Here is a 13435-nt window from a genome sequence, read left to right as displayed (position 1 = left end):
AGCGGAGTGAATGAATGAAAGCAGATCCATTTCAAGTCGTACAGGAAGAGGTTCCGAATGCTTACGTCCTCTATTTGAGCGGGGATCTTGATCTATCGATCGTGCCGCAGCTGCGGTCGGCGCTGGAGCAGGTCATGAACCGTTCAGACAAGGCGCTTATATTGAATTTGAGAGGCTTAACTTATATAGACAGTACGGGTATCGGCATCATTGTATCGGTATTGAAATATCGCGATGAAATGAAGGCGCCCTTCTTTGTAAGAGAAATACCGCCTGCCATCAAACGTTTATTCGATCTAACAGGCATTTCCCGATATTTAAAAGAAGGGATAGAGGGTGAAGCATGAAAGCCATTCGTTTACAAATTCCGGCCCATGCGGATTTCATTGATATGGTTAGAATCTGTCTCTACGGGATTGCCTCGAAGATGAAGTTTTCCTATGAAGACATCGAGGATATGAAGGTAGCGGTATCGGAAGCATGCAACAATGCGGTGCTCCATGGCGGCCATATTACGGGAGACGAGGTTATTGATGTCTGCTATGAAACAGATGATGACAGTTTGAAAATCAGAATCAAAAACAACAGCCCCGGCTTTGTTTATCCGAACGCGCTCGATATGTCCGCTCCGCTTGCCGCAGAGCAGGTCAGCGACCTGCGTGTCGGGGGACTAGGCATATACCTGATCCAAGCTTTGATGGATGAGGTCGCCATTTATACGACGGGCAATGTTACCGAGGTCGTCATGACCAAATTTTTGACTACTGCCGTGGAAGAAGGCTAGCGGATCAGCTAAAACCTCAGAAAGTCCGGTCTTGGCTGTTGCGGGGAAACAATAGCTGTCTAACAAAGAAAAAGGCGCTGTCCAGAACAGCGCCTTTTTCTTTGTTAAAGACTTATGGCATTGGGTATTTCACACCATTGCTAAGCACTACGTTTCGAAGCTCTGTAACGAATTGAAGAAGGGGGAAAGCCAAATAAGCAGGAAAGGTTAGCAACTTCGCGAATAATACAACACATAGGTTTCTACATTCATAAAGAATCGTTCGTTCGATCATTAGGTCCTCTAAAGGAGATTAGCACAATGAATTTGGATCAATTATGCGAAGGCATCTGCTTAGATGAAGGCGCCAGACAAACGATCAAACAAATGGACATCGACGATAATCGATATAGCAGCCTGAAGCGGTTATTAATAAGCGATAAGCAAGCTTTCTACTCGGCCGTCAAGCAATCGCCATTCTATCGTCAACTCTTTTTGGCCTTATTCGCCAGATTCGCGGTTGACGCCTATGCGGAGTATGCGGCCAAGGGCATATCGGACGACGTTTATTACGATACGTTCTCCGACTTGCAAATCTGGAGCAGCAAATGTTATCGGGATTACGGCGTCTACGGCATTGAGGAGTATGGGTGGCTGCAGGAACATGTGCAGCTTAGCTTGTTCCGCTTAGGCAGGCTGCAATTCCAGCCCATTGCGCTGGATCATGACGTAGAGGCCAGTGGGAGAAGCTTTGGCAAAGGCCAGCTTGTGCTTAACGTTCATATTCCGGAGGGAGGGCCTTTGGATGAGCAAAGCGTCGGGCAATCCTTCGAACAGGCCAAGACGTTATTTAGGGGTATCAGAGCGGTGTTCGTATGCCAGTCATGGCTGCTCTTCCCGCAGCTCAGCGAAGTATTGCCGCCGGATTCGAACATTCTGAAGTTCCAGCGAAGATTTACCGTCTATCAGACGGATCTGGCCTCGAAGCAAGCGGAGGAAAGGATTTTCGGCCAAGTATGCGCAGACCCATCGCACTATGAAGCGAAGACCTCTCTGCAGCAAAGCTCAAAGGCATATCTCATGGCCGGCAATACACTTGGCAGCGGATACGGAATCAAATTCACAAGTCTGGAGCAGTAGCGGGTTGTGAATAACCTTGGCGAAGAGGCGGGATAAGGATGCGGCTTGGAGGACAAGTGTTTTTGGATCAAAAAAATCCGGACAGCTGGGCGAAGGCGCTGCGGGAGGCAGGCTTCCGCGCAACGACTTGCCCGGTAGATGATGACCTTTCTGCGCTGGACGATTATATGAAAGCGGCCAGCGACTACGATATATTGATTTCCGAGGTCGGTGCCTGGAGCAATCCGATTAGCCGGGACGAGCGGACAAGGCGCGAAGCGATTGCTTATTGCATCCAGCGACTTGAGCTTGCCGAACGGATCGGCGCGCAGGCTTGCGTGAACATTGCAGGCTCTCGTGGTAAGCAATGGGATGGACCGGATCCGGATAACTTCAGCGATGACACGTTCGATCTGATTGTTGAAACGACGCGGGAAATTATTGATGCGGTTAAGCCGGAACGGACTGTGTTTGCGCTGGAAATGATGCCGTGGGTGTTTCCCGATTCCGCGGATACGTATCTTGCTTTGCACAAGGCTATCGACCGTCAGGGGTTCGGGGTTCACTTCGACCCCGTCAACATCATCAGCAGCCCTCGTGCTTATTATAACAACGGAGCAATAATCAGAGATTTCTTCACCAAGCTCGGTCCGCATATCCGGAATTGCCATGCGAAGGATATTTTGCTGGGAGGCAAGTTGACCGTTCATCTCGATGAAGTCGTTCCGGGCAGAGGCCTGCTCGATTACCGGACGTTCCTTGCAGAACTGAACAAGCTGCATCCCGATACGACGCTGATTATCGAGCATCTGTCAACGAACGAGCAGTACCTTGAAGCAGCGCAATATATCCGCAGGACGGCTAAGGATATAGGTATCGAACTATAACGCAGGGAGGAGATCGATCGATGCTGGAAGCGGGAAAAACATACAATACGGCCGTTGAGGTAACGCTTGATGTAATCGGCGGAAAGTGGAAGCAGGTTATTTTGTTCCACTTGACGTTCGGTAAGAAACGAAATGGCGAGTTAATGAGCCTGCTGCCGGGGGTGACGCAAAAGGTGCTTACGCAGCAGTTGCGCGAGTTGGAGGACGACGGCATTATTACCCGGATTATTTACAACCAGGTGCCGCCCAAGGTCGAGTACGAGCTTACGGAGTATGGCTGGAGCTTGAAAGAGATCCTTCATCTTCTGTGCAGATGGGGAGACCGGCATGCGGAGCGCGCGTTTGGCGGCCGAATCAAAATATTGTCCGCGGCGCCGACGGCGCAGGAGGACGACGACAATTCATAAGTAAACATGTAGGATGGCAACCAAACAACAGGTCCATGATCGTTGTCGATCAGGACCGGTTGCCGATTCACTGCCATTGTTCACTTAAGCGGGAATAACTTTACGTCTCCGCAAATCCTCGAAGATATCCAGAAACATGCCTTCGGTATCCATGAATTCATGGAAGCCGAAGCGGCGCGCTTTCGTGCCGTCGGCAAAGAAGTCGTAATCCCAGCCAAATACGAAATCCCCGAAATGCCATGAGGACACATCCTTGTAGCTGTTGTTCACTAAGCCGTGTTTCTCCACCATTCCCTTCCACAACTCTTCCTTGTCAGCCATAACCGATTCCAACGACATTTGCAACGGAGGAGCGGTTTCCAGTCCGAAGCTGGTTGCGATCTTAGGCCACAACTCGTTCCATCTGAACAAATCACCGTTCGTAATGTTAAACGCTTGGTTCGCGCAGCGTTCATCCGTCGCTGCCCAGACGGTAGCTTTGGCTAGCAGGCCTGCATCCGTCATTTCGAGCAAGCTGTTGTAGGCGCCAGGCTTTCCGGGAAACCGAAGCGGTAGTCCCAGCTCCTTCGATATAGAAGCATAAATGGCGATGACCATGGCCAGGTTCATCGGATTGCCGAGCGCGAATCCGCATACGACTGAAGGACGAAGCGCCGACCATGTCCAGTTGCTTCCTAGCTGTCTGCGTTCCAGAAATTGCTGCTGATCGACGTTGAACTCAGGAGGCATATGATAAGCATCCGTTTCTTTGGCTGGGGTCTTGAACGGGCCGAGGTGAGCGCCGTACACTTTGTAGCCTTGCATTAGGCTAATATGCTGAAGTCCTGGAGCAATGGGTTCGATCGCATCCACGACATTGACGAGCATGGCGACGTTCGGAGCGACTAGCTCGGCCCAAGTAGGACGATCCTGATAGGCGGCATAGAAAATATGGGTAATATCCGTTAGCGGGCTAAGCTTCTCTTTTGTATCCGATTCATCCAGCAGATCGACGGCAACGTAACGGGTGCGGCTGTCCGAGACGCCGCCGCGGCGCGACAAGCCGACAATATCCCAGTCGGGTAGCTGTTCCAAATAGTCGATCAGATTTTTGCCGATAACGCCGTTTGCTCCTACTACAAGCGCTTTTTTGCGTACCAAAGCTTCAGTGTTTTTCATTACGTACCACTCCTCTATATGATGTGTTAAATGGATTAACATCATTGTGCACCGAGCAGCTGTAAATAAAAAGTACGCACTTTAGAGTGATATAGTAACTTCAAAGTAACGAAAGGAGCAGACCGCTTTGGTCTGCTCCTTTCTGTTAGCGATCTCCGTGCTAGTCCTCCAGCTTGCGAAAGATTCGGTCGGTTGCCGACAGCACCTCGTAACGCGATTTGAACGGCGTCAGGAACGACTCTTTGGCGCCTAGCGCCAATATGCCTGAAGGACTGAGGCTGTCATGGATCAGGCCATGCACGCGATGCTGCAGGACGGGATCGAAGTAGATAAGTACATTTCGGCACAGGATGACGTGAAATTCGTTGATGGAGCAGTCAGTCGCGAGATTATGCTGCGCGAACACGAGATGCTCCTTCATGAAGGGATGGAAATGCGCATATTCATGGTCGGCTGTATAGTAAGCGGAAAACTCTTTGTCGCCGCCGGCTTGCATATAGTTTTTCGTAAACGACTGCATTCGCTTAAGCGGGAACTTGCCCTGCTTCGCGGTTTGAATAGCCTGCTCGCTCATATCCGTTGCATACAGCTTTGTTCGGTCCAGCAGCCCTTCTTCATGCAGCAGAATGCCAAGCGAGTATACTTCCTCGCCGGTGGCGCAGCCGGCGCTCCATATCCGAATTTCAGGCAAATCCTTCAGCAGCGGAATGACATTCCGGCGAAAAGCGTAAAAGAATTCGGGATCGCGGAACATCTCCGTCACCTTGATCGAGAAGTCGTTAAGCAGGATGTTAAAATAATCCGGTTCATGCAGTACTCTGTTCAATAATGAGGTGATGGTCGGAAGATCATCCAAGCTCATGCGATTGTATATGCGACGAAGCAGTGACGAGCGCAAGTAATTACGGAAGTCAAAGCCGTATTTCCGGTAGATGCCTTCCAAGAGCAGATCGGTTTCGATACATGCCAGCTCTTCGGTTTGCGCCAGTTCCTCCTGCAGCTCATCGGATTGCTCGTGCTCATGACTCATTGTCCCACCTGCCTCGTCAGCCATACTCGCATCAAGGAGAACAGCTGGTCTGTCTGGATCGGTTTGCTGATATAGTCAGAGGCTCCCGCCTCCAGGCATTTGTCGCGGTCGCTTCGCATAGCCTTTGCCGTTAGAGCAATGATTGGCGTATCCTTCAGAGTAGGAAGCTTACGTATCGCCTCCATCGTCTCAAAGCCGTCCATGACCGGCATCATAATATCCATAAGAATAAGATCGAAGTCGTTATCCTTCTCAAGAAGCTCTAAGCAATGCTTTCCGTTGCCGGCAACGGTAACGGTAAGCTGCTTTTGCTCGAGCGACTTGCTGAGGGCGTACACGTTGCGGGCATCGTCCTCTACGAGCAGCACCTTTTTGCCTGCAAGCACGTCAATTTCTTCCTTAGCCGCTGCTGTCAGAACGGGCTCTTCCGTTATAGCGACAGCGACCTCCTCGTATGCGGCCACAACCTCTTTCCCGACTTCGGCATGCTGAAGGTTCGGCAAATATAAGGTGAATACGCTGCCTTGATTCGCTTCGCTATGCAGCGTGATGCATCCGCCTAGCAGCCTCGCGAACTCGCTTGAAATCGAGAGGCCGAGCCCCGTACCGCCATACTGTCGATTCGTCTTGCCGTCGACCTGCTGGAACGCCTCGAAGATAAGCCGCTGCTTATCTGCCGGGATGCCGATGCCTGTATCCGTAACCGAGATTGCGAGCACCTCGGCATGACGGTGCTCGGGAAGCAGCTCGTCGATCTCCTTGTTGTCTGCTTCTCGAATAGTCAGCGTAACCGAGCCGCGATCGGTGAATTTGAAGGCATTGGACAGCAGATTTTTCAATATTTGCTGCAGCCTTTGCCCGTCCGTATGCAGCATGGAACTAACGGCTCCCTCGATAGTGGTGGAGAAAGCAAGCCCCTTCTTCTCCGCAACGGGATCGAAGCTCAGCCTCATTAGCTCGGGAATTTCGGTTACGTTCACTTCATCGATCATCAGCGTGATTTTGCCAGCCTCGATTTTGGACAAGTCCAGAATATCGTCGATCAGCATTAGCAGATCGTTGCCGGACGTATGAATAACGCGCGCGTAGCCTTCTTCCTCGGCAGTCAGCGTATCATTGTCATTCTCGGACAGCAGCTGCGAAAGGATCAGTATGCTATTAAGCGGCGTTCGCAGCTCGTGCGACATATTGGCTAAGAAGTTCGTCTTGTACTGCGAGCTTGCGCGCAGCTTGTCCGCATACTCCTCGAGCTCTTTTTTGGCCAGCTCCAATTCCTTCGTCTTCTGCTCAGCGAATAAGTTCTGTTCCTCCAAATGCTCCGTCGTCATGCGCATTTCCTCTTGCTGCATCTGTAATTCCTCGGACTGCGCTTGCAGCTCTTCGGTTTGTGTCTGCAGCTCCTCGGTCAGAGACTGAGATTCCCGCAACAGCTTCTCGACTTCCATGCGTCCCGCAACGTTGTTGACCGACACGCCGAAGTGGTTCTCGATCTGTTCAAGCAGCTTGAGGTGCATGGAGGTGAAAGGCTCAAGCGAAGCGAATTCAATGACGGCTTCGACCTTTCCTTCATACTCAACCGGTACGAGCAGGACGCTTTGCGGCGCTGTCTGCGTCAGTCCCGAAGTGATCTTAGCCCCGTATTCGGCTGGGTGATTAAGCAAGAACGTCCGGTTTTCTAACGCGCATTGACCGACAAGTCCTTCTCCTATGCGGAAACTCTCTATCGCCTGGTCTTCGCCGTAAGCTGCATAGGCGCTAATCTTCACAAGCCGCCCGCAATCTCCCGTCCCTTGCCGAACGTAGAAAGCGCCGTAGGCTGCATTGACCATCGGAGCGACTTTGGTCATGAACGACCCGGCAAGCGTCTGCATATCGTTAATGCCTTGCGTCATGGTCGCAACTTCCGCAACCATCTTCTGAATCCAATTTTGCGTATCCAGGCTTGTCAGCAGCGTGTTGGTGGCATCTGCTAATTCGCTTATTTCGTCACGGGTTTTCACTTTGATTCGCGTCGTAAGATCGCCGCCCGCTGAAGCCATTTCCGTAATCGTCTGAGATACCTGTTTAATGGTTTTTACAATGGATCCGGAAATCATATATACGATAAGGAAGGCAACGGCGGCAACGACAACAAGCATGGCGTACAGGCCGATTGCAAGCAGATCGTTGCGGTTATCTAGTTGCATAATATGCGTCTTCGTTGCTTCGATCTCTGAACTTCGCAGCTTGTCGAAAAGAATCCGAAGCTGGTCGATATCCTGCTTGCCGATGTCATTGCGGAAGAAAGCAAGAATGCCTTCTTCGTCACCCGCTCTCTTAAGCGCGATGACGGGTTCTCCGGAAGTGTCGATCCAATGCTGAATGGATATACCTAAGCCTTCCAAATCCTTCTGCACGCTGGGGTTCGATGCGATAAGCCCGGTGAGGCTAATATAGTTGGCTTTCCATGTCGTAATACTTTCCTGATAAGGCTTGAGATACGACTCGTTGCCGGTAATGATAAAGCCGCGCTGCGCGGTCTCCATACTGATGATATCGTTTTCGATCCCGTTAATGAGGTTATGAACCTCGATGTCATGACTCGTAATCGTTTCAATCTCATGCTGCAAGGAAGAGATTCTGTCGGTGACGATTACGATAGAAACGCCTAGACATAAAACGATGAGAAAATAGCCGACGACAATTTTCAATCGAATAGGAAATCGTATAGCTTGTAGCATTATTAACACCCTCTTGTTTATGATTTTATGATCCTACAAGATCGCATGTTGTATCTATTATAGCATGACCTTGTTTCAGAACATCCCTGAGAGGGTAACTACTGATAGAAGGGATGTGATAATAGGATGGATCTGCTGCTATCGATCAGTGTTGCCGTTATAGCCGTTTCCTTCGTTATTCTGTTGTACGCGCTGTATCGAACGTTGAAGGTGGTAAGAGCTGCGCTCGAGGATATGAGACAATCGATAAGCCGGCTGGGAACGCAGGTTGCCCTTATGAGCACGGAGGCTAGGGCAGAGGAAGGAATCGTTGGCGCCGTATGCGACGGAATTGCCTCGACGGTCAGAATATGGACAAAAATCAAAAAAATATGAGCTATAATAGAATCCATAAAGGAAAGGGAGAAGAAATGAATACGACTCCATGCAGCATAACGGTTACGATACCCGCGGAAGCACAATACATCAACCTAGTCCGGCTTGCCTTGTATGGGATTGCTGAGAAAGCCGGATTCTCGTTCGAGCAAATGGAAGATATGAAGGTGGCCGTTACCGAAGCGTGCACGAATGCCGTTCTGCATGCCTATGAGAGCGGACAGTCGGGAATGATCGATATTCGTATCGAGCTTGATAAGCAAGGGATTTGCATTCGTATCAAGGATGATGGCAACAGCTTTGATTACGACAATGCCACACAGCAATTCGTATCCCATCACCTCAAAAGCTTGAACGACGTCAAGGCGGGCGGCCTCGGCCTATTTCTAATGCATGCGCTGATGGATGAGGTTGAGGTGCGCACCGATAGAGGTACGGAGGTTATTCTCACCAAGCAGATTGGTAGGAAAGAGGAGATGGCATGAATTCGAATTCATCCAGCCTGGATGCCAAGGAAGCTATTGAGAAAATGCTGGTTTACCAGGCTACGGCTTGCAATGATACGGCTACGCTTCTGCTGGCCCATTACGAGCCGATTGTGAGGATGGCGGCTGCTAGGCTGTCGCGCAGTCGTCCCGATTTATATGAGGATCTATTTCAAGTTGGCCAATTGTCGATGCTTCGATTGTTCCAGCAATACGATACGAGCAGAGACATACCGTTCGAAGCGTATGCGATGAAAAGCGTCGTGGGGCATCTAAAAAATTATTTGCGCGATAAATCTTGGTATATTCAAGTGCCGCGGCGGATCAAGGAGAAAGGCCTGCTTATTCAGCAGGCTATTGATCAGCTTACGGTAGAGCGTGGACATTCCCCCTCTATCGAAGAAATTGCGGTTCATCTGGAGCTGTCGGTTGAAGAGACGATAGAGGTGCTCTCGAGCAGAGAAGCGTACAACTATGTTTCGCTGGATACGCCTCTTTCGAACGAAGGAGACAGCAACGCCACCATTGGTGATTTTATCGTTACCGAGCAGAATGAATATGAAACCGTTGACATCCGGCTCGACCTGGAAGAAGCGCTGGGACAGTTGAAGGACGAGGAGAAGGAAGTGCTCCTTCTCGCTTATAACAACGGCCTTCCGCAGCGCGATATTGCCGCCAGGCTTGGGGTTTCGCAGATGAGCGTGTCCCGGATTCAGAAGCGTGCAATCGGGAAGCTGAAGGAACTGTTGGAGGAGCAGGAAGAGGGACAGGAAGGCAAGTAGTTCTGTTACCTCTATAAGAAAGCTCCCTTTGGGAATGCAACATGCATTCCCAAAGGGAGCTTTCTCTTCGAATTATTGGATCGGATCGGGGACCAATCCTTCCTCCATAATTTCACTGTTCGTCTTCATATGCTTCATATCCAGGCCGAGTCGAATGATCTCCTGTTCATTGGGCGCCATGGTGTTCATTGGCATGGACTTCACCTTCGCTGCCTGCTTCTCTTTGTCCATTTCGTGCTTAATGCGTGCACGAAGAAAATATAAGCTATTCATTCGATTACCTCCCATTAGCGTTCATTGCATGCTTAACTTCCTCCTTGGAAGAGTGGATCGACTCTACTATTTTTTCGCCTGATTGTTTCGCATGACTGGCTAAATCCGTAGCTTCCTCGGCTACGCTTCGTCCAATCGATTTCGTGTGGTTGCCAGCGGCAGCGACGAGATTCATCGACTTTTCTTTGACAGTCTGGAGCTTCCCTGCGAGCGCCTCCCGCGTCTGCGCGCCTGATTTTGGTGCGTAAAGCAATGCGGATACGACGCCAATGGCGCCACCTACCAGTGATCCTATCAACACACCGCTGCTTGCATTCATCTTTGCCATTTGCCAACCACTCCTTATCGTTAGAAAATAGTAATGCTGCTTATATATAACCGCTATTCGCTGTTTTGAATCATTGACAACCATGAGGCAAGATGATAACATACAAATTAATTTCATACTATACCACTAGGGATTATAAGTGATTTCTAGTCATTGACCATACAAATGGAGATGTGCAATTCGTTACGGCGAATGTACGTCTCCTTTTTTTTCATGGCTTGGTCAACGTGATTTTATACCCGCAATCATCAAACGATACGGAGGCATAGCAATGAGCAAACAAAAAAACGTGAATGTAACGGCGGATGTACTTGTCATCGGTGGCGGGCCGGCCGGCGCATGGGCCGCATGGAGCGCAGCTAAGGAAGGGGCAAAAGTCGTCCTCGTCGATAAAGGCTACTTGGGCTCGAGCGGAGCTACGGCGCCGGGAGGAACGAACTTATTGTATTTGCCTCCAGACAAGGAACTGCGGGAAGCGGCTGTTCAGGCGAGAATGAAGTCAGGCGGCTACTTGGCTGAGGCCGATTGGATTCATCGGGTGCTCGATCAGGTGTATATCAATCTGGAGTTGGTCGAGCAATGGGGGTATCCATTCGTTCGCGATGAGAACGGTACGCCGATGCGCGATCATTTGCAAGGACCGGAATATATGGCTCTCATGAGGAAGGTCGTGAAGCGTGCCGGAGTTAAAATAGTAGACCAAGCGCCTGCTCTTGAGCTGCTAGTCGATGAGCATGGCGTCGGCGGTGCGCGCGGCCTCCTGAGGCAGGACGAGGGTGAATGGGAAGTGCGGGCGAATGCGGTCGTTATTGCGACCGGCGGCTGCGCTTTCTTAAGCAAAGGACTCGGCTGCAACGTGCTGACGGGAGACGGCTACCTGATGGCGTCCGAGCTAGGCGCGGAGCTGTCCGGCATGGAGTTCACCCGGCGGTATGCGCCAAGTCCGGCTTATAGCTCCAATACCCGCTCCCGCTTGCTTGGCTGGGCTTCCTATTATGATAAAGACGGCAACCCGCTGAACGGTCAGCGAAATGGCGATTTTCTCGCTTCGAAGCTGCTTGAGGGACCGGTGTATGCCATTATGAACAAGGCAGATACGCCGGAGAAGCAGGCTATACTGCGCAAGTCGCACGCGATCTTCTTCCTTCCGTATGATCGTGCCGGCATTGACGTGTTCACCGAGCCGTTCCCGCTCACGCTTCGTTATGAAGGAACGGTGCGCGGTACTGGCGGCATCCGCATCGTGAACGAGCAGTGCGCAACGACGGTGAACGGCCTGTATGCGGCGGGAGACGCTGCGACACGCGAGCGCATTACGGGCGCCGCGTCCGGCGGCGGCGCGTTCAATGCCTCCTGGGCGATCTGCTCCGGCACATGGTCGGGCAAGGGAGCGGCAGAGTATGCGCTCGCGCAGAGCGTCAGCGCGAGCGAGCGTAATCTTCAGCCAGCAGGCAGATATGGCCTGCGGAAGGAGGAACAGCGGGCGAACGAAGGAGAGCCGGTCGATACGCGCGAGCTTGTCAAGGCGATCCAGGACGAGGTGCTTCCGCTTCAGATCAACTATTTCCGTACGGAAGCGGGATTGACGGAGTCGCTGGGGCGGTTGAATGAGCTGTGGCCGAGGGTGAACGAGCAGCAGCCGGAGACGGCTACGGAGCGCGTTCAAGCACGTGAGGCGGCAGCGATGGCCGCAACGGCCAGATGGATGTATACCGCTGCGCTCGCTAGAAAGGAGTCGCGAGGCGCAGGTCTTCATGTGCTGGCCGAATATCCGGAGGTCGATCCGAATCAGCAGTATCGGCTGCTCGTATCGGGATTGGAGCAGATTGTGACGCGTCCGGAATCAGCTGCTCCGGCATCGGCAATTGATACGATTGAGGCTGCAACCGACCAAGTGGCAGCGGTTCAGAGCGCAGTGAAGGAGGTGCAGGCAGGATGATAGAGCTTGTAAGCGCAGAACGATGCATTGGGTGCAATTTATGCGTGAAGGTATGTCCAACCAATGTATTCGACAAGACGGAAGGCGGGGCTCCCGTCATTAAGCGGCAGGAGGATTGCCAAACCTGCTTCATTTGCGAAGCCTATTGCCCGGTAGACGCACTCTACGTATCACCGTTCACTGATGAAGCGATACAGGTAGATGAGAGGGAACTGGCATCCAAGGGCATTCTCGGCAGCTGGCGTGAGACGATTGGCTGGGGGCCCGGCAGGCAGAAGCTTGCTGCGCTCGATCAGACCCCGTTCATCGACCGTATTCTTCCTCCGCGCCCAGTACGGGTGGCGGGGATATCGGATGTGAAGGTCCAAACGACCTAGTAGTTGATACACATAAAAAGTGCACGGATTACCCCCGTTTTGGTTTGGATAGGTCTGCTTATCCAAGCTAAGGCGGGGTTTTCTTTTTGTAAAATGGTAAAATCTTCAGATTGATTTTCCGATAAATGATAGGTGAGTTTCATTTTGGATAAATAGAGAGCAAGACAAAATAGAGAATAGTGGATGTTGAGGAGTGTGAACCATGTTTAAACGTGTGGAAAATGAGCTTGAGTTGGCAATGTTCAACGGCATTTGGACGACCGTTTGGAGAGAAAAAGGCTTCGAGCTGGAATTTTCGGACCAGTCGCTTGCCAAAATCGTTATTTTGACCGATGAAGGACATTATGTAGGCACTACCGAATTCAAGTCGTACAGTATAAGCGACAGCCAAATAAATGAAACAGCACCCTTCCACGAGCATCCTGATGTGATAGCTTCGGCTAATGAAATCGTCGAGATCGATAAGATGGCGATTTTGCGGACCTATCGCGGACGATATATTTCGGACCTGCTGTCCGCATGCGTTTATTTTGCCGAGTCGGAGAGGATCAAATATTTTGTCTCCCTGCTTGAGCCTGTATTTTTGCGCGCGCTTAAGGTTTCGTTCCAGATTCCGTTAAAGAAGCTGGGCGAAAAAATTTTTTATAAAGGCGATTACGTGAATCCGGTCTTGATTGATGTGGCGCAAATCTATCAAAATAAAAATCGTTTTGAATGGGTGCAATACCCGCAGGATGCACTTGGGAGAAGAAGGCTGGCTGTCGAGTAACGGAATACTAGCGTAGAATTACG

16 protein-coding genes are annotated in these 13435 nt (G+C 51.0%); 11 read left to right on the top strand and 5 right to left on the bottom strand.

Annotation, left to right across the window (positions count from 1 at the left end):
- Positions 1–14 precede the first annotated feature (14 nt).
- The 5 genes from V8F51_RS02075 (at position 15) to V8F51_RS02055 (ending at position 3176) form a co-directional block, all read left to right on the top strand.
- Positions 15–347, top strand: coding sequence for an STAS domain-containing protein (locus tag V8F51_RS02075; protein ID WP_337098373.1), 333 nt, complete (start codon positions 15–17; stop codon positions 345–347).
- Complete coding sequence (locus V8F51_RS02070; RefSeq protein ID WP_337098372.1) at positions 344–784, top strand: ATP-binding protein; 441 nt, start codon at positions 344–346, stop codon at positions 782–784. Before V8F51_RS02075 ends, V8F51_RS02070 begins: the two co-directional genes overlap by 4 nt.
- A gap of 300 nt (positions 785–1084) precedes the next feature.
- A complete protein-coding gene (locus V8F51_RS02065) occupies positions 1085–1903 on the top strand; it encodes an acyltransferase domain-containing protein (RefSeq protein WP_337098371.1) in 819 nt (272 codons plus the stop codon).
- Between the two features lie 56 nt (positions 1904–1959).
- A complete protein-coding gene (locus tag V8F51_RS02060) occupies positions 1960–2769 on the top strand; it encodes a sugar phosphate isomerase/epimerase family protein (protein WP_337098436.1) in 810 nt (269 codons plus the stop codon).
- A gap of 20 nt (positions 2770–2789) precedes the next feature.
- Positions 2790–3176: a winged helix-turn-helix transcriptional regulator gene (locus V8F51_RS02055; protein WP_337098370.1), complete on the top strand. Its 387-nt coding sequence runs from the start codon at positions 2790–2792 to the stop codon at positions 3174–3176.
- Positions 3177–3260: 84 nt separating this feature from the next.
- On the opposite strand, the gene V8F51_RS02050 is transcribed toward V8F51_RS02055, so the two are convergent.
- The 3 genes from V8F51_RS02050 to V8F51_RS02040 all read right to left on the bottom strand — a co-directional run bounded on the left by V8F51_RS02050 (position 3261) and on the right by V8F51_RS02040 (position 8084).
- Positions 3261–4334, bottom strand: a complete 1074-nt coding sequence (locus V8F51_RS02050; protein ID WP_337098369.1) for an SDR family oxidoreductase — start codon at positions 4332–4334, stop codon at positions 3261–3263.
- 160 nt (positions 4335–4494) lie between these two features.
- A complete protein-coding gene (locus V8F51_RS02045; protein ID WP_337098368.1) occupies positions 4495–5364 on the bottom strand; it encodes a CheR family methyltransferase in 870 nt (289 codons plus the stop codon).
- Positions 5361–8084 (bottom strand): response regulator, encoded by a 2724-nt coding sequence (locus V8F51_RS02040; RefSeq protein WP_337098367.1) that lies wholly within the window; start codon positions 8082–8084, stop codon positions 5361–5363. The genes V8F51_RS02045 and V8F51_RS02040 overlap by 4 nt, the downstream gene beginning before the upstream one ends.
- A gap of 126 nt (positions 8085–8210) precedes the next feature.
- Here V8F51_RS02040 and V8F51_RS02035 point away from each other — a divergent pair, with 126 nt between their 5' ends.
- From V8F51_RS02035 to V8F51_RS02025, 3 genes are read left to right on the top strand one after another with little or no spacing between them, the layout of a single operon-like run.
- Positions 8211–8459 (top strand): DUF948 domain-containing protein, encoded by a 249-nt coding sequence (locus tag V8F51_RS02035; RefSeq protein ID WP_337098366.1) that lies wholly within the window; start codon positions 8211–8213, stop codon positions 8457–8459.
- A 35-nt stretch (positions 8460–8494) separates the two neighbouring features.
- Positions 8495–8944, top strand: coding sequence for an anti-sigma B factor RsbW (gene rsbW, locus V8F51_RS02030; protein WP_337098365.1), 450 nt, complete (start codon positions 8495–8497; stop codon positions 8942–8944).
- On the top strand, positions 8941–9726 hold the full coding sequence (locus V8F51_RS02025; protein WP_337098364.1) for a sigma-70 family RNA polymerase sigma factor: 786 nt from the start codon (positions 8941–8943) through the stop codon (positions 9724–9726). Before rsbW ends, V8F51_RS02025 begins: the two co-directional genes overlap by 4 nt.
- Before the next feature lie 72 nt (positions 9727–9798).
- Here V8F51_RS02025 and V8F51_RS02020 read toward each other — a convergent pair whose 3' ends face one another.
- Positions 9799–9999 (bottom strand): hypothetical protein, encoded by a 201-nt coding sequence (locus tag V8F51_RS02020; RefSeq protein WP_337098363.1) that lies wholly within the window; start codon positions 9997–9999, stop codon positions 9799–9801.
- Positions 10000–10003: 4 nt separating this feature from the next.
- Positions 10004–10327, bottom strand: a complete 324-nt coding sequence (locus V8F51_RS02015; protein ID WP_337098362.1) for a YtxH domain-containing protein — start codon at positions 10325–10327, stop codon at positions 10004–10006.
- A gap of 271 nt (positions 10328–10598) precedes the next feature.
- On the opposite strand from V8F51_RS02015, the gene V8F51_RS02010 reads away from it, so the two are divergent.
- From V8F51_RS02010 to V8F51_RS02000, 3 genes are all read left to right on the top strand, one after another.
- Positions 10599–12266 carry an FAD-binding protein gene (locus tag V8F51_RS02010; RefSeq protein WP_337098361.1) on the top strand — a complete coding sequence of 556 codons (1668 nt, stop codon included), beginning with the start codon at positions 10599–10601 and terminating at the stop codon, positions 12264–12266.
- Positions 12263–12643: a ferredoxin family protein gene (locus V8F51_RS02005; protein ID WP_337098360.1), complete on the top strand. Its 381-nt coding sequence runs from the start codon at positions 12263–12265 to the stop codon at positions 12641–12643. Before V8F51_RS02010 ends, V8F51_RS02005 begins: the two co-directional genes overlap by 4 nt.
- Before the next feature lie 202 nt (positions 12644–12845).
- Positions 12846–13412 (top strand): hypothetical protein, encoded by a 567-nt coding sequence (locus V8F51_RS02000; RefSeq protein ID WP_337098359.1) that lies wholly within the window; start codon positions 12846–12848, stop codon positions 13410–13412.
- Positions 13413–13435: the final 23 nt, after the last annotated feature.

Origin of the sequence: Paenibacillus sp. YIM B09110 (assembly GCF_037167145.1) — a bacterium.
GTDB lineage: Bacteria > Bacillota > Bacilli > Paenibacillales > Paenibacillaceae > Pristimantibacillus.
This window is presented reverse-complemented; position numbering and strand designations above follow the sequence as displayed.

What these genes read in the sequence shown, in the direction of transcription:
- V8F51_RS02075 (WP_337098373.1), top strand. Translation starts at nt 15, where the DNA reads ATGAAAGCAGATCCATTTCAAGTCGTACAGGAAGAGGTTCCGAATGCT.
- V8F51_RS02070 (WP_337098372.1), top strand. Translation starts at nt 344, where the DNA reads ATGAAAGCCATTCGTTTACAAATTCCGGCCCATGCGGATTTCATTGAT.
- V8F51_RS02065 (WP_337098371.1), top strand. Translation starts at nt 1,085, where the DNA reads ATGAATTTGGATCAATTATGCGAAGGCATCTGCTTAGATGAAGGCGCC.
- V8F51_RS02055 (WP_337098370.1), top strand. Translation starts at nt 2,790, where the DNA reads ATGCTGGAAGCGGGAAAAACATACAATACGGCCGTTGAGGTAACGCTT.
- V8F51_RS02050 (WP_337098369.1), bottom strand. Translation starts at nt 4,334, where the DNA reads ATGAAAAACACTGAAGCTTTGGTACGCAAAAAAGCGCTTGTAGTAGGA.
- V8F51_RS02045 (WP_337098368.1), bottom strand. Translation starts at nt 5,364, where the DNA reads ATGAGTCATGAGCACGAGCAATCCGATGAGCTGCAGGAGGAACTGGCG.
- V8F51_RS02040 (WP_337098367.1), bottom strand. Translation starts at nt 8,084, where the DNA reads ATGCTACAAGCTATACGATTTCCTATTCGATTGAAAATTGTCGTCGGC.
- V8F51_RS02035 (WP_337098366.1), top strand. Translation starts at nt 8,211, where the DNA reads ATGGATCTGCTGCTATCGATCAGTGTTGCCGTTATAGCCGTTTCCTTC.
- rsbW (WP_337098365.1), top strand. Translation starts at nt 8,495, where the DNA reads ATGAATACGACTCCATGCAGCATAACGGTTACGATACCCGCGGAAGCA.
- V8F51_RS02025 (WP_337098364.1), top strand. Translation starts at nt 8,941, where the DNA reads ATGAATTCGAATTCATCCAGCCTGGATGCCAAGGAAGCTATTGAGAAA.
- V8F51_RS02020 (WP_337098363.1), bottom strand. Translation starts at nt 9,999, where the DNA reads ATGAATAGCTTATATTTTCTTCGTGCACGCATTAAGCACGAAATGGAC.
- V8F51_RS02015 (WP_337098362.1), bottom strand. Translation starts at nt 10,327, where the DNA reads ATGGCAAAGATGAATGCAAGCAGCGGTGTGTTGATAGGATCACTGGTA.
- V8F51_RS02010 (WP_337098361.1), top strand. Translation starts at nt 10,599, where the DNA reads ATGAGCAAACAAAAAAACGTGAATGTAACGGCGGATGTACTTGTCATC.
- V8F51_RS02005 (WP_337098360.1), top strand. Translation starts at nt 12,263, where the DNA reads ATGATAGAGCTTGTAAGCGCAGAACGATGCATTGGGTGCAATTTATGC.
- V8F51_RS02000 (WP_337098359.1), top strand. Translation starts at nt 12,846, where the DNA reads ATGTTTAAACGTGTGGAAAATGAGCTTGAGTTGGCAATGTTCAACGGC.